The organism is Kineococcus rugosus (assembly GCF_050871975.1).
Lineage (GTDB): Bacteria > Actinomycetota > Actinomycetes > Actinomycetales > Kineococcaceae > Kineococcus.
The window spans coordinates 1-23,075 of record NZ_JBJLSJ010000053.1; the positions used below are offsets into that span (position 1 = coordinate 1).

The 23,075-nt window shown below is 73.5% G+C and carries 17 protein-coding genes and 2 tRNA genes; 10 read left to right on the forward strand and 9 right to left on the reverse strand.

What is annotated here, in order from left to right; genetic code table 11:
• Nucleotides 1-120 precede the first annotated feature (120 nt).
• Nucleotides 121-191: transfer RNA gene (locus ACRYM6_RS21530), tRNA-Gly, on the reverse strand.
• 96 nt (nt 192-287) lie between these two features.
• Here ACRYM6_RS21530 and ACRYM6_RS21535 point away from each other — a divergent pair.
• The 5 genes from ACRYM6_RS21535 to clpX all read left to right on the forward strand — a co-directional run bounded on the left by ACRYM6_RS21535 (nt 288) and on the right by clpX (nt 4,945).
• Nucleotides 288-361: transfer RNA gene (locus ACRYM6_RS21535), tRNA-Pro, on the forward strand.
• Between the two features lie 164 nt (nt 362-525).
• The gene (gene tig, locus ACRYM6_RS21540; protein WP_432544934.1) at nt 526-1,932 is read left to right on the forward strand and encodes a trigger factor; all 1,407 of its coding nucleotides are present in this window, start codon (nt 526-528) and stop codon (nt 1,930-1,932) included.
• A 244-nt stretch (nt 1,933-2,176) separates the two neighbouring features.
• On the forward strand, nt 2,177-2,752 hold the full coding sequence (locus tag ACRYM6_RS21545) for an ATP-dependent Clp protease proteolytic subunit (protein ID WP_432513553.1): 576 nt from the start codon (nt 2,177-2,179) through the stop codon (nt 2,750-2,752).
• Between the two features lie 46 nt (nt 2,753-2,798).
• Nucleotides 2,799-3,452, forward strand: a complete 654-nt coding sequence (locus ACRYM6_RS21550) for an ATP-dependent Clp protease proteolytic subunit (RefSeq protein ID WP_432544935.1) — start codon at nt 2,799-2,801, stop codon at nt 3,450-3,452.
• A 203-nt stretch (nt 3,453-3,655) separates the two neighbouring features.
• Complete coding sequence (gene clpX, locus ACRYM6_RS21555; RefSeq protein ID WP_432544936.1) at nt 3,656-4,945, forward strand: ATP-dependent Clp protease ATP-binding subunit ClpX; 1,290 nt, start codon at nt 3,656-3,658, stop codon at nt 4,943-4,945.
• A 75-nt stretch (nt 4,946-5,020) separates the two neighbouring features.
• Here clpX and ACRYM6_RS21560 read toward each other — a convergent pair whose 3' ends face one another.
• The 4 genes from ACRYM6_RS21560 to ACRYM6_RS21575 form a co-directional block, all read right to left on the reverse strand.
• Nucleotides 5,021-5,800, reverse strand: a complete 780-nt coding sequence (locus ACRYM6_RS21560; RefSeq protein WP_432544949.1) for a YceI family protein — start codon at nt 5,798-5,800, stop codon at nt 5,021-5,023.
• 74 nt (nt 5,801-5,874) lie between these two features.
• Complete coding sequence (locus tag ACRYM6_RS21565) at nt 5,875-8,415, reverse strand: MFS transporter (RefSeq protein WP_432544937.1); 2,541 nt, start codon at nt 8,413-8,415, stop codon at nt 5,875-5,877.
• A complete protein-coding gene (locus ACRYM6_RS21570; protein ID WP_432544938.1) occupies nt 8,412-8,921 on the reverse strand; it encodes a MarR family winged helix-turn-helix transcriptional regulator in 510 nt (169 codons plus the stop codon). The genes ACRYM6_RS21565 and ACRYM6_RS21570 overlap by 4 nt, the downstream gene beginning before the upstream one ends.
• A gap of 109 nt (nt 8,922-9,030) precedes the next feature.
• Nucleotides 9,031-9,459, reverse strand: a complete 429-nt coding sequence (locus tag ACRYM6_RS21575; protein WP_432544939.1) for a MarR family winged helix-turn-helix transcriptional regulator — start codon at nt 9,457-9,459, stop codon at nt 9,031-9,033.
• 143 nt (nt 9,460-9,602) lie between these two features.
• Here ACRYM6_RS21575 and ACRYM6_RS21580 point away from each other — a divergent pair, with 143 nt between their 5' ends.
• Entirely contained in the window at nt 9,603-10,175 is a 573-nt protein-coding gene (locus ACRYM6_RS21580; protein ID WP_432544940.1) for a PadR family transcriptional regulator, read from the forward strand.
• Nucleotides 10,175-11,257 carry an inositol-3-phosphate synthase gene (locus ACRYM6_RS21585; protein WP_432544941.1) on the forward strand — a complete coding sequence of 361 codons (1,083 nt, stop codon included), beginning with the start codon at nt 10,175-10,177 and terminating at the stop codon, nt 11,255-11,257. Before ACRYM6_RS21580 ends, ACRYM6_RS21585 begins: the two co-directional genes overlap by 1 nt.
• A 57-nt stretch (nt 11,258-11,314) precedes the next feature.
• Here the strand turns inward: ACRYM6_RS21585 and valS are convergent, their stop codons facing one another.
• Nucleotides 11,315-13,936, reverse strand: a complete 2,622-nt coding sequence (valS, locus tag ACRYM6_RS21590; RefSeq protein ID WP_432544942.1) for a valine--tRNA ligase — start codon at nt 13,934-13,936, stop codon at nt 11,315-11,317.
• Nucleotides 13,937-14,032: 96 nt separating this feature from the next.
• On the opposite strand from valS, the gene ACRYM6_RS21595 reads away from it, so the two are divergent.
• From ACRYM6_RS21595 to ACRYM6_RS21605, 3 genes are read left to right on the forward strand one after another with little or no spacing between them, the layout of a single operon-like run.
• Nucleotides 14,033-15,514, forward strand: coding sequence for a GGDEF domain-containing protein (locus tag ACRYM6_RS21595; RefSeq protein WP_432544943.1), 1,482 nt, complete (start codon nt 14,033-14,035; stop codon nt 15,512-15,514).
• Nucleotides 15,515-15,567: 53 nt separating this feature from the next.
• Nucleotides 15,568-17,070 carry a long-chain-fatty-acid--CoA ligase gene (locus ACRYM6_RS21600; protein WP_432544944.1) on the forward strand — a complete coding sequence of 501 codons (1,503 nt, stop codon included), beginning with the start codon at nt 15,568-15,570 and terminating at the stop codon, nt 17,068-17,070.
• Nucleotides 17,067-18,236: an acyl-CoA dehydrogenase family protein gene (locus ACRYM6_RS21605; protein ID WP_432544945.1), complete on the forward strand. Its 1,170-nt coding sequence runs from the start codon at nt 17,067-17,069 to the stop codon at nt 18,234-18,236. Before ACRYM6_RS21600 ends, ACRYM6_RS21605 begins: the two co-directional genes overlap by 4 nt.
• A gap of 309 nt (nt 18,237-18,545) precedes the next feature.
• Here the strand turns inward: ACRYM6_RS21605 and ACRYM6_RS21610 are convergent, their stop codons facing one another.
• The 3 genes from ACRYM6_RS21610 to ACRYM6_RS21620 all read right to left on the reverse strand — a co-directional run bounded on the left by ACRYM6_RS21610 (nt 18,546) and on the right by ACRYM6_RS21620 (nt 22,869).
• Nucleotides 18,546-20,606, reverse strand: coding sequence for a 3-hydroxyacyl-CoA dehydrogenase NAD-binding domain-containing protein (locus tag ACRYM6_RS21610; RefSeq protein ID WP_432544946.1), 2,061 nt, complete (start codon nt 20,604-20,606; stop codon nt 18,546-18,548).
• Complete coding sequence (locus tag ACRYM6_RS21615; RefSeq protein ID WP_432544947.1) at nt 20,606-21,826, reverse strand: thiolase family protein; 1,221 nt, start codon at nt 21,824-21,826, stop codon at nt 20,606-20,608. The genes ACRYM6_RS21610 and ACRYM6_RS21615 overlap by 1 nt, the downstream gene beginning before the upstream one ends.
• 74 nt (nt 21,827-21,900) lie before the next feature.
• A complete protein-coding gene (locus ACRYM6_RS21620) occupies nt 21,901-22,869 on the reverse strand; it encodes an ABC transporter substrate-binding protein (RefSeq protein ID WP_432544948.1) in 969 nt (322 codons plus the stop codon).
• Nucleotides 22,870-23,075 lie beyond the last annotated feature (206 nt).

Here is a 23,075-nt window from a genome sequence, read left to right on the forward strand (position 1 = left end):
TATCGTCTGGGCGAGGTGGGGTGTGGGGTGGGGCCGGGGCCCGACTCCCCCCGGGGGGCCGCCCGGGGGCCCCCCCCCCCCCCGCGCGCCCCCCCCCGGGGGGCCGGCCGCTGCCGGGGGAGCGGGTGACGGGAATCGAACCCGCGTAGCTAGTTTGGAAGACTAGGGCTCTACCATTGAGCTACACCCGCGCGCGAGGGACGCCGGCCGCAGGGCCGCGTCCCTCAGGACCATCGTAGCGGCCCCCGGGCGGTAGCCTGCTCCCTGTGCCCCCGCGAGGGGGCGCGCGGGGTGTGGCGCAGCTTGGTAGCGCGTCCGCTTTGGGAGCGGAAGGCCCCCGGTTCGAATCCGGGTACCCCGACGGACGCGCGACCGTCCGCCCGTGCGCAGCGCGGGCGCCGGTCGCGCCGTGAAGGGCCCCGGCGCGGACGGCTACGCTTTCGCGGTGCGTCGGGGCTGCCCCGGCGTGCCGCACGCCTGACCACGACCTCCGCGCAGGCGGAGAGACCCCAGGAGATCCCCGCTGTGAAGAGCGACGTCGAGACCCTCAACCCGACCCGGGTCAAGTTCACCGTCGAAGTCGGGTACGACGAGCTGAAGCCCAGTCTCGACAAGGCCTACAAGACCATCGGCGGGCAGGTCCAGGTGCCGGGCTTCCGCAAGGGCAAGGTGCCGGCGCGGGTCATCGACCAGCGCTTCGGCCGGGCCGTGGTGCTCGAGGAGGCCGTCAACGACGCGCTGCCGAAGTTCTACCAGCAGGCCGTCGAGGCCTCCGACCACCTGCCGCTGGGCCAGCCCACCGTCGAGGTGACCCAGGCCCCGGACCCGGCCACGGGCGGGGACCTGAAGTTCTCCGTCGAGGTCGACGTCCGCCCGACCCTGGAGCTGCCGGACCTGTCCACCATCACCGTGACGGTGGACGACCTGCAGGTGCCGCAGGAGGAGGTCGAGACGCGGCTGACGTCGCTGCGCGAGCGCTTCGGCACCCTCGTCGGCGTCGACCGCGCGGCCGCCGACGGCGACTTCGTCTCGATCGACCTGCACGCCGAGATCGACGGCGAGGAGATCGAGAGCGCCAAGGGCATCAGCTACCGCATCGGCCAGGGCAACATGATCGAGGGCCTGGACGAGGCGCTGACCGGCGTCTCGGCCGAGGGCACGGCCTCCTTCACCGCCCCGCTGGCCGGTGGCGACCGCAAGGGCGAGGACGCGCAGATCACCGTGACCGTGCAGTCGGTCAAGGAGCGCCAGCTGCCCGAGGCCGACGACGACTTCGCCCAGCTCGCCAGCGAGTTCGACACGCTGGAGGAGCTGAAGGCGGACCTGCTCAAGCAGGTCGAGCAGTCGAAGAAGTTCGAGCAGGGCCTGCAGGCGCGCGACAAGGTCCTCGAGAAGCTCCTCGAGGTCGTCGAGGTCCCGGTCCCGGCGTCGCTGGTCGAGGCCGAGATCCACGCCCACCTGGAGCGCGAGAGCCGCCTCGAGGACGCCGAGCACCGCGCCGAGATCACGGGCTCGACCGAGCAGGCCATCCGCAGCCAGCTGCTGCTGGACGCCCTCGCCGAGCGCGAGGAGATCGGCGTCGAGCAGGGCGAGCTCATCGAGTACCTGGTGGGCCAGGCCCAGCAGTACGGCATGGACCCCAACCAGTTCGTCCAGATGGTCGACGGGGCCGGCCAGGTCCCGGCCATGGTCGGCGAGGTCCGCCGCCGCAAGGCGCTGGCGGTGGCGATGGAGAAGGCGACCGTGACGGACGCCTCCGGCAACGCCGTGGACCTCGAGGAGCTCGTCGGCGGCGAGGACGAGGCGGAGCAGACCGAGGGGCAGGACGAGGCCGTCGAGGCGCCCGCCGAGGACGGCCAGACGGTCGACCCCTCCGGTGAGGACGAGCAGGCCGCGGCCGAGCAGGTCGGGCAGGACGAGTCCAAGGGCTGACCCGGACGCTGTGGGTGCACCGCCGTCCCCGGTGCGCCCACAGCGAAAAGGGCCCGGTCCCGACATGGTCGTCGGGGCCTGCGGGTTAGGGTCGATCGAGATCGGCGGAGCATCCGCCGGACCCTCCCGGACACGTCCGGGGTGGGTGGTCGACGCCAGGAGAGGGCCAGGGAACAGCGTGAGCGAGATCTTGAGCGCACCGGGACTGGTGACGCCGCAGCAGGCCCGCACGGGCACGCCGGGGATGGGCCTCGACGACAACGTCTACCAGCGGCTCCTGCAGCAGCGGATCATCTGGCTCGGGACCGAGGTCCGGGACGACATGGCCAACGCCATCTGCGCGCAGCTGCTGCTGCTGGCCGCGGAGGACCCGGACGCGGACATCTTCATGTACATCAACTCGCCCGGCGGCTCGGTGTCCGCGGGCATGTCGATCTACGACACGATGCAGTACATCAAGCCGGACGTGGCGACCATCGCCACCGGCATGGCGGCCTCGATGGGCCAGTTCCTGCTGTGCGCCGGGGCCCCGGGCAAGCGCTCGGCGCTGCCGCACGCGAAGATCATGATGCACCAGCCGCTGGGCGGCCTGGGCGGTTCGGCCAGCGACATCAAGATCCTGGCCGAGCAGATCATCGCCACGAAGCGGCAGATGGCCGAGCTCATCGCCCAGCACTCCGGGCAGACGTTCGAGACGATCACCCGCGACTCCGACCGCGACCGCTGGTTCTCGGCGCAGGAGGCGAAGGAGTACGGCCTCATCGACCACGTCGTGGGCCACACCAGCGAGGTCGAGGGCGGGGGCGGCACCGGTGCCTGAGCTGTTCCGCCCGCCGTTCACGACCGCTTCGAGGGGAGACCGCCCGATGAACCCGCAGTCCCGGCTGAACCCGGCGCACGACCAGTCCGCGCGCTACGTGCTCCCGCAGTTCGAGGAGCGCACGTCGTACGGCATGAAGCGCTCGGACCCGTACACCAAGCTCTTCGAGGACCGGATCATCTTCCTCGGGGTGCAGGTGGACGACGCCTCGGCCGACGACATCATCGCCCAGCTGATCGTGCTGGAGTCCCAGGACACCGAGCGCGACATCATCATGTACATCAACTCCCCGGGCGGGTCCTTCACGGCCCTGACGGCGATCTACGACACGATGATGTACATCCGCCCGGACATCCAGACGTACTGCATGGGCCAGGCGGCCTCGGCCGCCGCGGTGCTGCTGGCCGCCGGTGCGCCGGGGAAGCGGTTCGCGCTGCCGAACTCGCGCATCCTCATCCACCAGCCGGCCATGGCCGGCGGGGACTACGGGCAGGCCTCGGACCTGGAGATCCAGGCGAACGAGATCCTGCGCATGCGCTCCTGGCTGGAGAGCACGCTGGCGTTCCACTCGAACCGGACCGCCGACCAGGTGCGCGAGGACATCGAGCGCGACAAGTTCCTCACCGCCACCGAGGCCGTGGAGTACGGCCTCATCGACGAGGTGCTGACGAGCCGCAAGGCGTCCGCCCCTTCGCTGTGAGCACGTAGCGTCACCCATGCGCAGCAGTGCGTGACGTGGCGCGCGACGCGCCGGGGGGCCGGTCTGGCACCGTGTCCCCCGGGAGCGTCTAATGAGTCCGGTGAGCCGGTCTCGCCGGGTAGCGTGGTCAGCAGTGACGCGACGCCGGGTCCGGTTCCTCCGGCCCCCCGGGTCGGGTACCAGCACGAGGAGAGGAATCGTCGGTGGCACGCATCGGTGACGGTGGCGACCTGCTGAAGTGCTCGTTCTGCGGGAAGAGCCAGAAGCAGGTCAAGAAGCTCATCGCGGGCCCAGGCGTCTACATCTGCGACGAGTGCATCGACCTGTGCAACGAGATCATCGAGGAGGAGCTCGCCGAGGCCAACGACCTGGGCCTGGTGGAGCTGCCGAAGCCGAAGGAGATCTTCGACTTCCTCGACCAGTACGTCATCGGCCAGTCGTCGGCGAAGAAGTCCCTCGCCGTGGCCGTCTACAACCACTACAAGCGCATCCAGGTCGGTGAGGCCGCGGGCAAGGCCCGCGAGGACGCCGTCGAGATCTCCAAGTCGAACATCCTGCTCATCGGCCCCACGGGCTGCGGCAAGACGTACCTGGCCCAGACGCTGGCGAAGATGCTCAACGTCCCCTTCGCCATCGCCGACGCCACGGCGCTGACCGAGGCCGGCTACGTCGGCGAGGACGTCGAGAACATCCTCCTCAAGCTCATCCAGGCGGCCGACTACGACGTCAAGAAGGCCGAGACGGGCATCATCTACATCGACGAGGTCGACAAGATCGCCCGCAAGTCCGAGAACCCCTCCATCACGCGCGACGTGTCGGGGGAGGGCGTGCAGCAGGCGCTGCTGAAGATCCTCGAGGGCACCACCGCGAGCGTCCCGCCGCAGGGCGGGCGCAAGCACCCGCACCAGGAGTTCATCCAGATCGACACGACGAACGTGCTGTTCATCGTGGGTGGCGCCTTCGCCGGGCTGGACCGGATCATCGAGTCCCGGTCGGGCAAGCAGGGCCTGGGCTTCGGGGCCCAGCTGCGCTCCAGCGAGAAGAAGGCCGAGCCGAGCTTCGCCGACGTCATGCCCGAGGACCTCATGAAGTTCGGGCTGATCCCGGAGTTCATCGGGCGCCTGCCGGTCATCACCAGCGTCGAGAACCTCGACGCCGAGGCGCTCGTGCAGATCCTCACCAAGCCGCGCAACGCCCTGGCCAAGCAGTACCAGCGGATGTTCGAGCTGGACGGGGTGGAGCTGGAGTTCACCGACGACGCCCTCGAGGCCGTCGCGGACCAGGCCATCCTGCGGGGGACCGGCGCCCGCGGTCTGCGCGCCATCATCGAGGAGGTCCTCCTGCCGGTGATGTTCGACGTCCCCAGCCGCGACGACATCGCCCGCGTGGTGGTGACCCGCGAGGTCGTCCTGAAGAACGTCAACCCGACGCTCGTGCCGCGCGAGGCCCCGGCCCGCAAGAGCACCCGGGAGCGCCGCGACAAGTCGGCCTGACCGGCTCGACCCGCACGACGGAGGGCCCCGCACCGACCGGTGCGGGGCCCTCCGTCGTGCGGGCGCGGGCGCAGGTCACTGCTGCAGGACGGCCTGCACGTCGATCTGGACCTTCAGCGTGGTCCCGAAGACGGCCACGCCGATGCCCACGGCCTGGTTCCAGTTCATCTTGAAGTCGTCGCGGTGCAGCTCGGCCGTGGCCGTGAACGCCGCGCGGGTCCCGCCCCACGGGTCCGGTCCGCTGCCGGAGTAGGCCAGGTGCAGCTCCACGGGCCGGGTCGTGGCCAGCAGGGTCAGGTCCCCGGACATGACCCACCCCTCGCCGGCGCGCCGCACCCCGGCGGCGGTGAAGCGCAGCGTCGGGTGGTGGGCGGTGTCCAGGAAGTCGGCCGAGCGCAGGTGCTCGTCGCGCTGGGCGTTGCCGGTGTCGATGGAGGTGGCGTCGATCTCCACCTCGACGCTGGACCGGGTGACGTCCTCGGGGACGGTGATGACCCCGGAGAACTCGGTGAACCGGCCGTGCACGGCGGACAGGCCCAGGTGGTGGGCCGTCGCGGAGATCGTGGAGTGCATGACGTCGATGGCCCAGACCCCCGGCGGGGGCACGTCGGTGCCGCCCTGGCGGCGCAGCCGGACCTCCCCGATGCGCCAGGCGCCCCCGGCCGGGACGACGACGCTGCTGGCCCGGGGGTCGTGGGCCGCGGCGGCGACGAGCATGGTCGCCGCCCCCGCGGGCACCCCGAGCAGGGTGAAGGTGCCGTCGCCGCCGGTGACGGCGCGGGCCACCTGCGACCCGTCCGCCCCCAGCAGCGTCACCGCGGCGCCGGTGACGGGCCAGCCCTCGCGGGTCAGCACGCGGCCCTCGCCGGTGACACCGGTGGTCCCGGTGCCGCCGGCGGGGGTCCGGGGCTGGACGGAGGGCTCGGGGTTCACCGCTGCTCCGAGCGCGACTCGAAGCGGGTCAGGTCCAGCGTGGCGCCGGAGGCCCCGCGGCCGAGGGTGATCTGGGCGGCGGACACGGTGTCCTCCTCGATGTCGACGGACGTCGCGACGGGGGCGAACCCGGCGGCGGTCAGCGTGTAGTGGCCGCCGGCGAGGTCCTCGAAGGCGTAGCTGCCGTCGGGGCCGGTGACGACGGAGCCGACGACCTCGCCGTCGGCGTCGACGAGGGTGACGGACGCCTCGCGCAGGACGCGGCCGTCGCTGGCGGCGACGACGGTGCCGGTCAGGCGCCCGCCGCCGCTGAGGAGCAGGTCGCAGGCCAGGGCGCCGGAGTCGGGGACCTCGACGCCGCGGGCGAGGGGGCGGTGGGACTCGCTCTGCGCGGTCAGCACGTAGCTGCCGCCCATGAGCTGGTCGAAGGCGTACCCGCCGCCGCCGTCGGTCCGGGTGGAGCCGACGACCTCGCCGGTGACGTCGGTGAGGGTGACGAGCGCGCCCTGGACGCCACGGGCGGGCGCGTCCTGCGGCCCGTCGAGGTCGGCGCTCGGGTGGGCCAGGATGCGGCCGGTGATGGCCGAGCGACCGGACAGGACGACGTCGCGGGTCAGGGAGGTGTCCCCGATGCCGACGAGCGTGGCCGAGGGGGCGACGTGGGCGGCGGCCACGATCAGCAGGTAGGTGCCGCCGGTGGGCAGCGCCAGCTCGTACGTGCCGTCCTCACCGGTGGCGGTGCGGGCGACCTGCTGGCCGGACTGGTCGGCGAGGGTGACCACGGCTCCCGGCAGGGCGCGGCGGTCGTGGTGGCGGACCGTGCCGGACAACCTGAGTCCTGCGTCGGTGCGGGTCGACTGGGCTGGCACGCTCGGGATCTCCTTCGACTCGACGCTGTCGGGGTGGATCGTGTTCCCGTTGATCTTCCCACTCCCGGTGGCGCCGGTCCCACCCGCCGTGACGGCCGGCTCCTGCGCCCGGGGCTCGGACTCCCCGCGCAGGGCGCGCTCCTTGAAGAACAGCGTGATGACGAAGGCGATGAGGGCGAACGGCGCGGCGAGCAGGAAGACGTCGGCGATGGAGGAGCCGTAGGCGGCCTGGACGATGGAGCGCACGGGCTCGGGGATGACGTCGAGGTTCGGCACGCCGGTGCTGGAGCCCAGCGAGCCGAGCGCCTGGGCGGGGTCGATGCGCGCGTCGGCCAGGCCGGTCTCGAGGTGGGTGGTGACGCGGTGGCCGAGGACGGCCCCGAGGGCCGAGACGCCGATGGCGCCGCCGAGGCTGCGGGCGAAGGCCACGAAGGAGCTGGCGGAGCCGAGGTCCTGGGGTTCGGCGACGTTCTGCACGGCCAGGACGAGGTTCTGCATCATCATGCCGACGCCGAGGCCGATGAGGGCCATGTAGGGCGCGACGACCCAGTAATTCGTGTCGTACTCGATGGTGCCCATGAGCCCCAGGCCCGCGGTGAGCAGCACGCCGCCGGTGACGAGCCAGCCCTTCCAGCGCCCGGTGCGGGTGATGAACTGGCCCGCGATCGTGGAGGACAGGAACAGCCCGACGATCATCGGGATCGTCATGACCCCGGCCATGGTCGGCGACTCGTGCCGGGCGAGCTGGAAGTACTGGCTGAGGAAGATCGTGGCGCCGAACATGGCGACACCGACGAAGAGGCTGGCGGCGGCGGACAGCGCGATGGTCGGGTTGCGGAAGAACTTCAGCGGGACGATGGGCTCGGTGGCCCGGTGCTCGGCGAGCACGGCCAGGGCCAGGAAGACGATCCCGCCGGCGACGAGGGCGACGGTCCACCAGGAGGCCCAGTCGAACTGGTGCCCGGCGAGGGAGACCCAGATGAGCAGGGCCGAGATGCCGGCGGCGATGAGGGTCGCGCCGAGGTAGTCGATGGACACCGCGCGGCGCGGCTGGGGCGGCAGCTTTAGCTTGGTCTGCAGCACGACGAAGGCGACGACGGCGAAGGGGATGCCGACGTAGAAGGTCCAGTGCCAGGACAGGTGCTCGGTCAGGACGCCGCCGATGAGGGGGCCGCCGACGGTGGCGACCGCGAAGGTCGCCCCGAGGTAGCCGGAGTAGCGGCCGCGTTCGCGCGGGCTGACCATCGAGGCGAGGATCACCTGGGCCAGGGCCAGCAGGCCCCCGCCGCCCAGGCCCTGGAAGACGCGCAGCGTGATGAGCATGCCCATGCTGGTGGACAGGCCGGCGATCGCGGAGGCGACGACGAAGATGCCGAGGGCGATCTGGACGAGCAGCTTCTTGGAGAAGAGGTCGGACAGCTTGCCCCAGATGGGCGTGGAGATCGTGGTGGCGAGCAGGGCGGCGGTGACGACCCAGGTGTAGCCGGACTCGGTGCCGTGCAGGTCGTTGACGATCCGGGGCAGGGCGTTGGAGACGACCGTGGAGGACAGGATCGCCACGAACATGCCGAGCAGCAGGCCGGAGAGGGCCTCCATGACCTGCGCGTGGGTCATCTTGGGGGCGGGCCCGGTCGCGGGGCCCGCCGCGGTGGTGGTGTCGGTGCTCATGCGCGCGCCTCCACGGTGTCGCCGGTCAGCGGGTGGTGGGTCAAGGGGTTCTCCTGCGGCGTTTCTCGTGGTTCGGGGCGGACGGGCGGTGGGGTGCGGTCGGGGGTGCGGGCCAGCCGCCCCAGGAGCCGGGTGAGGTCGTCGACCTCGTCGTCGGGCCACGCGTCGAGGTGGTCGACGAGGCGGCTGACGAGGGCGCGCCGGCAGGTGCGCAGCTCCGCGGTCCCGTCGTCGGTGACGGTCAGGCGCTGGGACCGCCCGTCGTCGGGGTCGGGGGTGGCGGCGAGCAGGCCCTTGGCCCGCAGGTGCGCGACCTGGCGGCTGACGGTGGACAGGTCCAGCGAGAGGTGCTCGGCGACCTCGCTGATCCGCAGCGGCCCGCGCTGCTGGACGACCGCGAGCGCGGCCAGACCGGGGGTGCTCAGCGTGCCGACGAGCGTCCGGCGCGCCCGGAGCAGGTCCGGGAAGACGTCGACGAGCGCGGCGCAGGCGTGGGGTGTGGCCATGGCGACCTTCGATCGCTAGGTTGGTGTGTGCAAGCAACCATAAGCGCAGTTGGTTGCTCCATGCAACCCGATGGGCCGACCGTCGTCCGGGGGTGGTCCCGCCCCGGGGTCAGATCGCGTCGTTGAGGCGGTGCAGCAGGGTGGCGAGGGTCGTCATGTCGTCCTCGGGCCAGCCCTCGAGGCGGTCGTGCAGCCGCTGCCGTCGGGCGGCCCGCGCCGCGTGCACCTTCTCCAGGCCGTCGGGGGACAGGGTCAGCCGCACGGCGCGGCCGTCGGTGGGGTCGGCCTGCCGGCTGACCAGCCCGAGCCGTTCGAGGAGCTGGACCTGCCGGGACAGCGTGGGCTTGCCGATGCCGAAGAAGGTGGCCAGGTCCGAGGGGCGCGCCTCGCCGACGTCGTCGAGGCGGACCAGGAGGCTGTACGCCTCGGGTTCGAGGTCCGGGTGGACGCTGCGGGCGGTCTCCCGGTTGATCGCGCGGGAGCGCCGCAGGAGCACGGCGAGCTCGCGTTCGAGGGCTTCGGCGGGGCCACTGACCATCCCAGGAACCTACCCGGAGCCCGCCCGACAGGTGGCGGGCATCCCGCGGGGCGGCGTGCCGGGCTTGAAGCGCCGGGGGACCTGCCTCTACTGTCGCGCCCAGATGCATCGATCCGATACATCGGAGTGAGAGGCGGCGGGACGTGGTGCGCAAGCGCGGCGACGTGGTGCTGCTGGCGGTCCTGGCGCTGCTGGCGGACGGTCCGATGCACGGCTACGAGGTGCGCAAGCGCCTCGACCAGCGCCTCGGGGCGCTGCGGGCGCTGAGCTACGGCACCCTCTACCCGGCCCTGCGGGCGCTGCAGGCCGGCGGCTGCATCAGCGAGTCCACCCAGGAACGCCTCCCGGGCACCATCAGCCCCAAGCGCGCCCGGGTCGTCTACGAGATCACCCCGCACGGCCGGGACCGGCTGGCCGCCCTCCTCGAGGAGGCCGGACCGGACGCGTGGGAGGACGACGCCTTCGGCGTCCACTTCGCGCTGTTCGCCCGCGTCGCCCCGCGCACCCGGCTGCGCATCCTCGAGGGCCGCCGGGCGCGGCTCCTCGAACGCCTCGAGGTCATGAACCGCTCCATCGACCGCACCCAGGCCCAGCTCGACTCGTACGCGCTCGAAGCGCAGCGGCACGGCGTGGAGACCGTCCGCAGCGAGGTCGACTGGCTCGAACGCCTCATCACCGCAGAGCACGCCCCCCGAGCACCCCAGGAGAGACCCTGATGGCTGGAAAGATCCGCGTCGCGATCGTGGGGGTCGGCAACTGCGCCGCCTCCCTCGTGCAGGGCGTCCACTTCTACCGCGACGCCGACCCCGGGCAGACCGTCCCCGGTCTCATGCACGTGCGCTTCGGCGACTACCACGTCGGTGACGTCGAGTTCGTCGCCGCCTTCGACGTCGACGACAAGAAGGTCGGCACCGACCTGGCCGACGCCATCGGCGCCTCCGAGAACAACACGATCAAGATCTGCGACGTGCCGCGCACCGGCGTGACCGTCCAGCGCGGCCACACCCTCGACGGTCTCGGCAAGTACTACCGCGAGACGATCACCGAGTCGGCCGCCGAGCCCGTAGACGTCGTCGCCGCGCTGCGCGAGGCCCGCGTCGACGTCCTCGTCTGCTACCTGCCCGTCGGCTCCGAGGACGCCGCGGAGTTCTACGCCCAGTGCGCCCTCGACGCGAAGGTCGCCTTCGTCAACGCGCTGCCGGTGTTCATCGCCAGCGACCCCGAGTGGGCGCAGAAGTTCACCGACGCCGGGGTCCCCATCGTCGGCGACGACATCAAGTCCCAGGTCGGGGCGACCATCACCCACCGGGTGCTGGCCAAGCTCCTGGAGGACCGCGGCATCGAGCTGGAACGCACCTACCAGCTCAACGTCGGCGGCAACATGGACTTCAAGAACATGCTCGAGCGCGACCGGCTGGAGTCGAAGAAGATCTCCAAGACGCAGGCCGTGACGAGCAACGTGCAGGCCGACTTCGGCACCCGCAACGTGCACATCGGGCCCAGCGACTACGTCCAGTGGCTCGACGACCGCAAGTGGGCCTACGTCCGCCTGGAGGGCAAGGCGTTCGGCGGGGTTCCGCTGAACCTGGAGTACAAGCTGGAGGTCTGGGACTCCCCGAACTCCGCGGGCGTCATCATCGACGCCGTCCGCGCCGCGAAGATCGGTCTGGACCGGGGCATCGGCGGGCCGCTGCTGTCCCCGTCGGCGTACTTCATGAAGTCCCCGCCGCAGCAGCGCGACGACGAGGCCGGCCGCGCCGGCGTCGAGGCGTTCATCGCCGGGACCGTCGAGCGCTGATCCCCGCACGACGCAGGCCCCCACCGCGGACCGCGGTGGGGGCCTGCGTCGTCGCCGTCAGCCCTCGGTGGGGGCGATCTCCGCCTGCGCCGTGAGGGTCTCCGCGCCCTCGACGACGGCCCACTCGATCGAGGCCGCGCGCGAGGCCGCGAGCACGTCCCCCTCGGCCCGGCGGGCCGCCTCCACCAGTGCGGCCGGACCGGAGACCGTGGCCGCCGACAGCGGGGTCTTCTGCGAGACCTTCGCCTCGCTCTTGACCTTGCGCAGCACCGACAGCGCCTGCCCCGCCGCCGGGAGCACCCCCGCGGCGCCGGCGTCGGCCGACCCGAGCTCGGCGACCGCCGGCCACGGCGCGGTGTGGACGGACCCGTCCTGCCACCACGACCAGACCTCCTCGGCCGCGTACGGCAGGAACGGCGCCAGCAGCCGCAGCAGCGTCCGCAGCGCCACCGCCGCGGTGGCCCGCGCCGACGCGGCCGCCCCCTCCCCGCGGGCGCCGTAGGCGCGGTCCTTGACCAGCTCCACCCAGTCGTCGCAGAAGGTCCAGAAGAACTTCTCCGTCACGTCCAGGGCCGCGGCGTGGTCGTACCGCTCGAACGCGTCGGTCGCCTGCTGCACGACCGTCGCCAGCCGCGCGACCACGCTGGCGTCGATCGGCTCGGTGATCGCCGCGAGGTCCACCGCGTCACCGCGCTCGACGCCCAGGCCCAGCACGAACTTCGAGGCGTTGAGCAGCTTCATCGCCAGCCGGCGGCCGATCTTCATCTGACCGGTGTCGAACGTCGCGTCCGTGCCCAGGCGGGAGGACGCCGCCCAGTAGCGCACCGCGTCGGAGCCGAACTCCTCCAGCAGCGCCAGCGGCGTCACGACGTTGCCCTTGGACTTCGACATCTTCTTGCGGTCGGGGTCCAGGATCCAGCCCGACAGCGCGGTCCGCGCCCACGGCAGCCCGTCGAACTCCAGGTGCGAGCGCACCACCGTGGAGAACAGCCAGGTGCGGATGATGTCCTGGCCCTGCGGGCGCAGGTCCATCGGGTAGACGCGGGAGAACAGGTCCTCGTCGCGCTCCCAGCCGCTGACCAGCAGCGGCGTCAGCGACGACGTCGCCCAGGTGTCCATGACGTCGGGGTCGGCGGCGAACCCGCCCGGGACCCCGCGCTGGTCCTCGGCGTACCCGGGGGCCGGTTCGGCGGCCGGGTCCACCGGCAGCGCGGACTCCTCGGGGACGATCGGGGAGTCGTAGACCGGCTCGCCGTCGGCGTCCAGCGGGTACCAGACCGGGAACGGCACCCCGAAGAACCGCTGCCGGGAGATCAGCCAGTCCCCGTTCAGGCCCGACACCCAGTGGTCGTACCGGTGCTTCATGTGCTCGGGGTGCCAGGCCAGCTCCCCGCCGCGCGCGAGCAGCGCCGAGCGCAGCGCGGTGTCGCGGCCGCCGTTGCGCAGGTACCACTGCCGCGTGGAGACGATCTCCAGCGGGCGGTCGCCCTTCTCGTAGAACTTCACCGGGTGCACGATCTTCTTCGGCTCCCCGACCATGTCGCCGGAGGCCTGCAGGGCCTCCACGACGGCCTTCTGCGCGCTGAACACCGTCTGGCCGGCGATGGTCGCGTAGAACTCCGCCCCCGCGCCCGACAGCCACGCCGGCGTCTCGCGCAGCAGCCGGCCGTCGCGGCCGATGACGGCGCGGTTGTCCAGCTGCAGCTCGCGCCACCAGGTGATGTCGGTCGTGTCGCCGAAGGTGCAGATCATCGCGATGCCGGACCCCTTCTCGGGGTCGGCCAGCTTGTGCGCCAGGACGGGGACCTCGACGCCGAACAGCGGCGTCGTCACGGTCGTGCCGAACAGCGGCTGGTACCGCTCGTCGTCCGGGTGCGCCACCAGCGCCACGCAGGCCGGCAGCAGCACCGGGCGGGTCGTCTCGATGTGCACCGGCTCCCCGCCGGCGGTCGGCTGGAAGGCGAGGCGGTGGTAGGCGCCCTCGGTGTCCTTGTCCTCCAGCTCGGCCTGCGCGACGGCCGTGCGGAACGTCGTGTCCCACAGCGTCGGCGCCTGCTGCGAGTACGCCTCGCCGCGGGCGAGGTTGCGCAGGAACGCGCGCTGGGCGGTGGCGCGCGAGCTCTCCGAGATCGTGGAGTACGTGTGCGACCAGTCCACCGACAGCCCCAGCCGCCGCCACAGCGACTCGAAGACCTGCTCGTCCTCGGCGGTCAGCCGGTCGCACAGCTCCACGAAGTTGCGCCGCGAGACCTGGACGAAGTCGCGGTCGTTCTTCGGGGCCTTCTCCGGCGGCGCGAACGACGGGTCGTACGGCAGGGTCGGGTCGCAGCGGACCCCGTAGTAGTTCTGCACCCGCCGCTCGGTGGGCAGGCCGTTGTCGTCCCAGCCCATCGGGTAGAAGACGGACTTGCCGCGCATCCGCTGGAAGCGGGCGACGACGTCGGTGTGCGTGTAGCTGAACACGTGACCGACGTGCAGCGAGCCGGACACCGTCGGCGGCGGGGTGTCGATGGAGTACACGTCGGAGCGCTGCGCGGACCGGTCGAAGGCGTAGGTGCCCTGCTCCTGCCACTGCGGGGCCCAGCGCTCCTCCAGACCGTCCACGGTGGGCCGGTCGGGCACCTCGACGCCGGGCGCGACGCGGGTCTGGAACTGCGGGGCGGGGGTGGGGTCGGACATGGCCCCCATCATTCCAGCCGCGACCGGGCCCCCGGTCCGGCACCCGATCCGGTGACCGGGGCTGAAGGTGCGCCCGCCACCGGCCGATGGTGCGGTGTGCCCACTCCGCGCCGCCTGCTGCCCTGGCAGGCCTTCGCCGCCGGCGGCGCAGTCGCGGCCCTGATCGGCCTGGCGCTGCCCCCGGGGCTGCCGAACGACGTGCTGTTCGCCGTCGTCGCCCTCTCCGCCGTCGCGGCCACCGCCGCCGGGACCCGCCTGCACCGCCCGCAGCGGGCGTCGGCGTGGTGGCTGCTGACCGGCGGGCTGCTGGCCTGGGCGCTGGGCGACGTCTCCTACGCCGTCTGCTACACCTGGCTGGGCTGGGAGGCCTTCCCCAGCGTCCCCGACGTCTTCTACGTGCTGGCGTACCCCCTCATCGCGGTCGCGATGCTGCGGATGGCCCGCCAGGCCCGGCCCGGGGCCGACCGCGAGGGCGTCATCGACGCCGCGATCCTCGCCGTCGGGTTCGGCCTGCTGTCCTGGACCTTCCTGGTGCGCCCGGCGCTGGCCGAGCTGCCGCAGGACCTGCCCGCCGGGCTGGTCTCGCTGGCCTACCCCGTCGGCGACGTCGTCGTGCTCGCCATGCTCGTGCGGGTCCTGAGCGCGGCCGGGCACCGCTCACCGGCCGCCGCCCTGCTGGGCGCGGCGGCGGTCTGCATGCTGACGGCCGACGCGATGTGGCAGTACGCCGACGCGTACGCCACCCTCGACGACACCTGGGTCGACCTGGCCTTCACCGCCTCCTACGTGCTGTGGGGGACGGCCGCGCTGCACCCGTCGATGCGCCGCCTCTCCGACCCCTCACCGACCAGCCGCCACGAGTTCAGCACCCTGCGCCTGGTCGTCCTGACCGCGGCGAGCCTGCTCTCGCCCGGCACCCTCGCGCTGCAGCTGGCGCTGGGGCTGCCCCCGGAGGGCTGGGCGGTCGTCCTCAGCTCCGCGGTCCTGTTCGTGCTCGTGGTGGCGCGCATGGCCGCGCTGCTGGGCCGGTTGCGCGAGCAGACCGCCCTGCTGGGCGACCTGGCCCGCACCGACCCGCTGACGGGCCTGCTGAACCGCCGCAGCGCCGACGCCGAGCTGGAGCGGCTGCGCACCCGCGCCCGGCACGAGGGCAGCGCGCTGGTCGTGGCCCTGCTGGACCTGGACCACTTCAAGACCTTCAACGACACCCTCGGCCACCCCGCCGGGGACCGCCTGCTCGTCGGGGCCGCCTCGGCGTGGACCGCGGCGCTGCGCGGGTCGGGGGTCCAGCTGGCCCGCTGGGGCGGGGAGGAGTTCCTGCTCGTCAGCTGCGGGCTGGGCGCCGACCGCGTCGAGCAGCTGCTGACCGGGCTGCGGGCCGTCGTGCCCGAGGGGCAGACCTTCTCGGCCGGCCTGGCCCGCTGGGACGGGCAGGAGGACGCCGTGCACCTCGTGGCCCGCGCCGACCGGGCCCTGTACGCGGCCAAGCACGCCGGGCGGGACTGCACCCGCACGGCCCCCACCGCGCAGCCCACCGCGCAGCCCACCGCGACGGAGCCCGCGCACCCCGCGGGGTGAGACGTGTGCGAAGCTGCACGCACCAGCGACGACGACGTCCGCAGGAGCACCGCATGCGCAGCTTCGCCCAGATGCTCACCGAGCACGCCCGCACCCGCCCCGCCGAGGTCGCGGTCCGCCTCGACGAGCACGCGCTCACCTGGCCCGACCTCGACGACGCCACCGCCCGCGTCGCGGCCCTGCTGCGCGCCCACGGCGTGCGCCCGGGCGACCGCGTCGCGCTGGTCCTGCCCAACGTCCCGCAGTTCCCCGTCCTCTACCACGGGGTCCTGCGCGCCGGGGCCGTCGTCGTCCCGATGAACCCGCTGCTGCGCGGGCGCGAGGTCAACCACCACTTCGCCGACTCCGGCGCGGTCCTGGCCCTCGTCTGGCACGCCGTCGCCGACGCCTCCCGCGCCGGGGCCGTCGGGACCGGCACCCGGGTCGTGGTCGTCGACCCCGCCGCCGACCTGCTCGCCGGCGTCGACCCCGAGCCCGCCGCGCACGAACCCGACCCCGGCGACACCGCGGTCATCCTCTACACCTCCGGCACCACCGGCTCGCCCAAGGGCGCCGAGCTGACCCACCGCAACCTCGTCAGCAACGCCGTCACCTCCCAGGAACGCCTCCTGCAGCTCGGCGGGGACGACGTCGTCCTCGGTGCGCTGCCCCTGTTCCACGCCTTCGGGCAGACCTGCGCCATGAACACCGCCCTCGTCGCCGGCCGCACCCTCACCCTGCTGCCCCGCTTCAGCGCCGCCGCGGCGCTCGCGGTGGTCGAGCGCGACCGCGTCACCCACTTCGCGGGCGTCCCCACGATGTACGTCGCGATGCTCAACGAGCCCCGGGCGCAGGAGTTCGACCTGTCGTCGTGGCGCTCGTGCGTCTCCGGCGGCGCGTCGCTGCCGGTGGAGGTGCTGCGCGGGTTCGAGGCCCGCTTCGGGGTGGAGATCCTGGAGGGCTACGGGCTGAGCGAGACCTCCCCGGTCGCCTCCTTCAACCACCCCGGCGCGGTCCGCAAGCCCGGGACCATCGGGGTCCCCGTCCGCGGCTGCGAGATGGACCTGCGCGGCGCCGACGGGAACCCCGTCACCGAGGGGGTGGGGGAGATCGTGGTCCGCGGCGAGAACGTCATGAAGGGCTACTGGCGCAACGAGGCCGCCACGGCCGCCACCTTCACCGACGACGGCTGGTTCCGCACCGGCGACCTCGCCACCCGCGACGGCGACGGGTACTACACGATCGTCGACCGGGCCAAGGACATGATCGACCGCGGCGGGTACAACGTGTACCCGCGCGAGGTCGAGGAGGTCCTCTACGAGCACCCCGCGGTGGAGCAGGCCGCCGTCGTGGGGTTCCCCGACCCGCTGGTGGGGGAGGAGGTCGGGGCCGCGGTCGTCCTCAAGGAGGGCGCCACCGCCACCCCCGAGGAGCTCCAGCAGCACGTCAGGGACGCGCTCGCCGCCTACAAGTACCCGCGGCGGGTCTGGATCGTCACCGAACTGCCCAAGGGGCCCACCGGGAAGATCCTGAAGCGCGAGATCCACCCCCCGAGCGAGAGGACGCCGCAGTCATGACCAGCCCCACCGGAGTCGACTACTTCGACCTGGCCGCCGACCTCACCGACGCCGAGCGGGAGGTCTGGGCGAGCGTGCGGGCGTTCGTGGACGAGGAGGTGGTCCCGGTCGCCGGCGGGTTCTGGGAACGCGCCGAGATGCCGATGGACCTGCTGAAGCGGTACGGGCAGCTCGACCTCGTCGGGGACGGGCTGGAGGGGCCGGGCATCCGGCCGCTGAGCCACACCGCCGCCGGGCTGGTGACGATGGAGCTGTCCCGCGGCGACGGCAGCTTCGCCACGATGCTCGGGGTCCAGGCCGGGCTCGCGATGCGCTCCATCGCCTTCCTGGGCTCGGAGGAGCAGAAGGAGCGCTGGCTGCCGCCGATGGCGCGGCTGGAGGTGCTCGGCGCGTTCGGCCTCACCGAACCCGACCACGGCTCCGACGCCGTCGCGCTGGCCACCACGGCGCGCCGCGAGGGCGGGGAGTACGTCCTCGACGGGGCCAAGCGCTGGATCGGCTTCGGGACGGTCTGCGACGTGTGCGTCGTGTGGGCCCGCGGGGAGGACGGCCAGGTCCAGGGCTTCCTCGTCGAGCGCGGGACGCCCGGCTTCGAGGCCACCGCCATCGAGGGCAAGGCGTCGCTGCGCGCCATCCACAACGCCGACATCACCCTCACCGGCGTGCGGGTCCCCGCGGCGAACAAGCTGCCGGGCGCGAACAGCTTCCGCGACACCGGCCGCGTCCTGTCCGCCACCCGCGCCGGGATCGCGTGGGGCGCGCTGGGGCACGCCACCGCCGCCTACGAGACGGCGCTGGCGTACTCGCTGGAGCGCCGGCAGTTCGGCCAGCCCCTGGCGAGCTTCCAGCTCGTCCAGGACAAGCTCGTGCGGATGCTCGCCGAGGTCACCGCCATGCAGCTGTTCTGCGTGCGGGTCGGCAAGCTCGCCGACGCGGGACGGCTCACCGACACCCAGGCGTCGCTGGCGAAGGTCAACGCCACCCGCAAGGCCCGCGAGGTCACCGCGATGGCCCGCGACCTGCTCGGCGGCAACGGGATCCTGCTGGAGCACCGCGTCGCCCGGCACATGGCCGACGTCGAGGCCCTGCACACCTACGAGGGCACCGAGTCCATCCAGACCCTCATCGTGGGCCGCCACCTCACCGGGATCTCCTCCTTCACCTGACCCGCGGCGACCCTCGGGCCGGGGTCAGACCTCGAAGCGGCCGACGAGGACCCGCACGTGTTCGGCCGCGCCACCTCCCCGATCGTCCCGGCGATCGTGCGGGTCGCCTCCGCGGCCTGCTGCTCGCCGAAGGAGCTGCTGCGGGCGGTGACCACCGCGACGAGGACCGTCAGGGTGGTCACGACCACGGCCAGCGTGCACGCGACGAGGCGGGTCCTGATGCTGCGCACGGCACGGCTCCGGTGGCCGAGGGGGTTCCCTGCTCCTCGGCCACCGGAGCGCCCGCCTCGAGCGGAGCCGGCCCCCCGCTCAGCCCGCGGGGTGGAACCGGCGCCCGGTGACGCGCTCGCTGGCCCCGACGCGGTCCAGGTAGGGGGTGATGCCGCCGGTGAACAGCGGGTGCCCGGTCCCCAGGACGAGGCACACGTCGACGTCCTCGGGCCCGGCGACGACGCCCTCGTCGAGGACGTGCCGCACCTCGTCGGCCAGCGCGTCCTGGACCCGGTGCAGCACCTGCTCGGCGGTCAGCGGCTGCGTCCCGACCTCGAACAGGCCCTCGTCCGCCCCGGTCGCGGCGAGCGGCCCCTTGGGGGTGACCAGCGCCGGCCCGCCCGCCTCGACCCAGCGGCGCAGGTTGCCCGAGACGCGGTAGCGGTCGGGGAAGGCGTCGGCGAGGGTCTCGTGGACGTGCAGCATGACGGCCGGGCCGACGAAGTGCGCCAGCCGGAACGGCGACATCGGCAGCCCGAGGGGGTCCAGGCTGCGTTCGACCTCCAGCAGCGGGGTGCCGGCGTCCAGGGCGCGGACGACCTCGTCGAACATCCGGGTGGAGATGCGGTTGACGACGAACGCGGGCGCGTCGCGCACGAGCACGCACGTCTTCTTCAGCCGCTTGCCCACGGCGAACGCGGTGGCGAGGGCGGCGTCGTCGGTCGCGTCGGTCCGCACGACCTCCACCAGCGGCAGCACCGCGACGGGGTTGAAGAAGTGGAACCCGACGAACCGCTCGGGGTGCTCCAGGACCGAGGCCATCGCGGTCACCGACAGGGAGCTGGTGTTGGTGGCGATGACGGCGTCGGGGCGCAGCAGCGGCTCGAGCTCGCGCAGCACGTCCTGCTTGACGGCCAGCTCCTCGAAGACGGCCTCGATGACGAAGTCGCAGCCGGACAGGGCCGAGGTGTCCACCGACCCGGACACCGAGGCGGTGAGGCGGTTGGCGGTGTCGGGCGTGATCCGCCCCTTGCGCAGCAGGTCCTGCACGCCGTCGCGGACGAACGCGACGCCCTTGTCGACCCGTTCGGTGGAGACGTCGGTGAGGACGACGGGCACCTGGAGGCGGTGCAGGAACAGCAGCGCGAGCTGGGAGGCCATCAGCCCGGCGCCGACGACGCCGACGCTGGTGACCCCCCGGGCCAGGCCGGGGTCGGGGGCGCCGACGGGCCGCTTGGCGTAGCGCTGGACGAGGTCGAAAGCGTAGAGCCCGGCGCGCAGCTCCCCGGAGACGATGAGGTCGCCGAGGGCGGCCTCCTCGGCGGCGAAGTGCGTGGCCCGGTCGTTCGCGCGGGCGGCGGCGAGCAGGTCCAGCGTCCGGTAGGGCGCGGGGGCGGCGCCGTGGACGCGGGCGTCGGCGACGGCCCGGCCGCGCGCGACCGCCGCGTCCCAGGTCGCCTCGTCGGCGGGCCCGGGGCGCTCGACGTCCACCTGCCCGGTGAGCACGGCGGCGGTCCAGCGCAGCGACTGCACGAGGAAGTCGGCCGCCTCGAACACCGCGTCGGCGATCCCGGCCTCGAACGCCTGCGGGCCGGTGAGGGTCTTGCCCCCGGCCAGCGCGTTCTCGATCGCGACCCGCACGGCGACGTCGGGCCCGGCCAGGTGGGGGAGCAGGTACGTCCCGCCCCAGCCGGGGACCAGGCCCAGGTGCGCCTCGGGCAGGCCCAGGCCGCGGGCCTGGTCGGACACCGTGCGGTGGGTGCAGTGCAGGGCCGTCTCCAGGCCGCCGCCGAGGGCGAGGCCGTTGACGTAGGCGAAGGTGGGCACGGGCAGCTCCGCGAACCGGCCCAGGACGCGGTGCCCGAGCTCGGCGGTGGCGACGGCGTCCTCGCGGGTGCCGACCCCGGCGACGGACTTCAGGTCGGCCCCGGCGCAGAACACCCCGCCGACGCCGGTGACGGCGACGGCGAGGAGGCCCTCGTCGCGCACGAGGCGCTCGGCCTCCTCGATCGCGCGGCCCAGCTCGGGCAGGGTGTCCGGGCCCAGGACGAAGGGGCGGCGCGGGTCGCCGGGGTCGAGGGTCAGCAGGGCCACCCGGCCGGCGCTGCCGCCGGTCCCGGGGGCGGCGGGCAGGTCGAGGGTGCGCACGTGGACGGGCATCAGTTGGCCCCTTCCCAGGCCGGGTTCTCCCACAGGACCGAGCCGCCCTGGCCCAGCCCGACGCACATGGCGGTCAGGCCGTAGCGGACCTCGGGGTGCTCGGAGAACTGCCGGGCCAGCTGGGTCATCAGCCGGACCCCGGAGGCGGCCAGCGGGTGCCCGATGGCGATGGCGCCGCCGTAGGGGTTGACCCGCTCGTCGTCGTCGGCGATGCCGAAGTGGTCCAGGAAGCTGAGCACCTGCACGGCGAACGCCTCGTTGAGCTCGAACAGCCCGATGTCGTCGACGCTCAGCCCGGCCCGGGCCAGCACCTTCTCCGTCGAGGGGATCGGGCCGAGGCCCATCACCTCCGGTTCGACGCCGGCGAAGGCGAACCCCAGCAGCCGCATCCGGGCGGTCAGGCCGAGCTCGCCGGCGGTCTCCTCGGCGGCCACGACGCACGCGGTGGCGCCGTCGGTCAGCGGAGAGGCGTTGCCGGCGGTGACCCGGCCGTGCGGGCGGAACGGGGTCCGCAGGTCCGCCAGCGCCTCCACGGTGGTGCCGGGCCGGGCGAGCTCGTCGGCGGTGGCCAGGCCCCAGCCGCCCTCGGCGTCGGCGGTGGCGACGGGCACGAGGTCGGCACCGACCTGGCCGTTCGCGACGGCCTTCGCGAACTTGGCCTGGGAGTTGGCGGCGTACTCGTCGGCGCGCCGCTTGGTCAGCTGCGGGAAGCGGTCGTGCAGCGCCTCGGCGGTCTTGCCCATGTCGAGGGCGTCGGGGGAGACGATGCGCTCGGTGAGGAAGCGGGGGTTGGGGTCCATCCCCTGCCCGAGGGGGTGGTGGCCCATGTGCTCGACGCCGCCGGCGAGCGCCACGTCGAGGGCGCCGACGGCGATGGAGGCCGCGGTCGTCGTCACGGCCGTCATCGCCCCGGCGCACCAGCGGTCGATGGCGTACCCGGGGGTGGTCACGGGCAGCCCGGCCAGCAGGGCGGTGCTGCGGCCCAGGACCAGGCCCTGGTCCCCGCTCTGGGTGGCCGCGGCGATCGCGACCTCCTCGACGCGCTCGGGGGGCAGGGCGGGGTTGCGCCGCAGCAGTTCCCGCAGGCACGCCACGACGAGGTCGTCGGCGCGGGTCCGGGCGTGCAGGCCGTCGGGGCGGGCCTTGCCGAACGGCGTGCGGACGCCGTCGGCGAAGACGACGCTCCGGCCGGGCTGCGGGTGGGCGGGGGTGGGGACCACTGGACCTCCTCGTCGCGGGTGCTTCCGCGCCCACCGTACGCGCTGGGGGAGGTAAGCGGTACCGGGAGTCCCGGTTACCCGGCGGCCTCGGTCACCAGCCGGGCCAGCAGGTCCGCGTTCGGCTCCACCGTCAGGACGGAGTCGAAGTACAGCTGGTTCGACTCCTCCTCGGTCAGCTCGACGACCCGCCCGGCGCGCACCACGTCCAGCCGGGCGAACCCCTCGCGGGCGCGCAGGGCGTCCGTCGCGGCGCGGCCGGCGCCGAAGTCCAGCAGCACCAGCAGGTCGCCCTCCAGCTGCGTCAGCTGCTCGGCGGACAGCACCTCGACCGCCTCGTCGGGGGTGGCCTGGGCCGGCAGCGGCGGCAGGCCCAGGGCCGCGGCCGCCTTCCCGGCCGGGGAGGCGTCGTTCAGGACGTAGAGGCTGCCGTCGTCGAAGGCCGCCACGGTCCGCACCGCGACCGCCCGGGCGGCGGCGGGCAGCGCCGCGGCCGTCGCGGCGACGGCGGCCTCCGCACCGGCGATCCGGTCCGCGGCCTGCTGCTCGCGGCCCACGGCGCGGGCCACCTGCTCCAGGTTCGTCCGCCAGTCGATGAAGCTGGTCACGACGGTCGGCGCGACCGCGGTGTACGTCGGCAGGTTCTGGTCGGTGGCGTACCCGCGCTGCACGAGCACCAGGTCGGGGGACCAGGTGGCGAGCTGCTCGAAGTTCGTCTCCTCCGCCAGCGGGTAGCTGGGGACGCCGCGGGCCAGCTCGCGGACCCACGACCGCAGCGGGTCGTTGCGCTGGCCGAACCCCACCGGCCGCACCCCCAGGGCCAGCAGCGAGCACAGCTCCGCGCCGTCGGTGGCGCACACCACGCGCTGCGGGGCGCTCGCCAGCTCGGTGCGGCCCAGGTCGTGCTCGACGGTGCGGGGGAACCCGCCGGTGCCGGCGGCGGTGGCGGGGGAGCCCTCCCCGGCGGCGGTGCCCGGGGAGCAGGCGGTCAGGGCGGCCAGGGCGGCCAGCGGGGTGGTGGACAGGACGGCGCGGCGCGTGGGCACGTCGGCTCCGGGGTTCGCAGGGGGCCGGCGACCGCCGGGCGGACCGCAAGTCAGCGAGCCTCGCCTCATGTTCAACGAGACCGGGTGCCGGTGGCCCGACGCAGCGCGGGGGGGGGGGGGGGGGGGGGGGGGGGGGGGGGGGGGGGGGGGGGGGGGGGGGGGGGGGGGGGGGGGGGGGGGGGGGGGGGGGGGGGGGGTTGTCGAAC

What these genes read in the sequence shown, in the direction of transcription:
- ACRYM6_RS21545 (WP_432513553.1), top strand. Translation starts at nt 2,177, where the DNA reads ATGGGCCTCGACGACAACGTCTACCAGCGGCTCCTGCAGCAGCGGATC.
- ACRYM6_RS21550 (WP_432544935.1), top strand. Translation starts at nt 2,799, where the DNA reads ATGAACCCGCAGTCCCGGCTGAACCCGGCGCACGACCAGTCCGCGCGC.
- ACRYM6_RS21565 (WP_432544937.1), bottom strand. Translation starts at nt 8,415, where the DNA reads ATGAGCACCGACACCACCACCGCGGCGGGCCCCGCGACCGGGCCCGCC.
- ACRYM6_RS21570 (WP_432544938.1), bottom strand. Translation starts at nt 8,921, where the DNA reads ATGGCCACACCCCACGCCTGCGCCGCGCTCGTCGACGTCTTCCCGGAC.
- ACRYM6_RS21575 (WP_432544939.1), bottom strand. Translation starts at nt 9,459, where the DNA reads ATGGTCAGTGGCCCCGCCGAAGCCCTCGAACGCGAGCTCGCCGTGCTC.
- ACRYM6_RS21585 (WP_432544941.1), top strand. Translation starts at nt 10,175, where the DNA reads ATGGCTGGAAAGATCCGCGTCGCGATCGTGGGGGTCGGCAACTGCGCC.
- valS (WP_432544942.1), bottom strand. Translation starts at nt 13,936, where the DNA reads ATGTCCGACCCCACCCCCGCCCCGCAGTTCCAGACCCGCGTCGCGCCC.
- ACRYM6_RS21600 (WP_432544944.1), top strand. Translation starts at nt 15,568, where the DNA reads ATGCGCAGCTTCGCCCAGATGCTCACCGAGCACGCCCGCACCCGCCCC.
- ACRYM6_RS21605 (WP_432544945.1), top strand. Translation starts at nt 17,067, where the DNA reads ATGACCAGCCCCACCGGAGTCGACTACTTCGACCTGGCCGCCGACCTC.
- ACRYM6_RS21610 (WP_432544946.1), bottom strand. Translation starts at nt 20,606, where the DNA reads ATGCCCGTCCACGTGCGCACCCTCGACCTGCCCGCCGCCCCCGGGACC.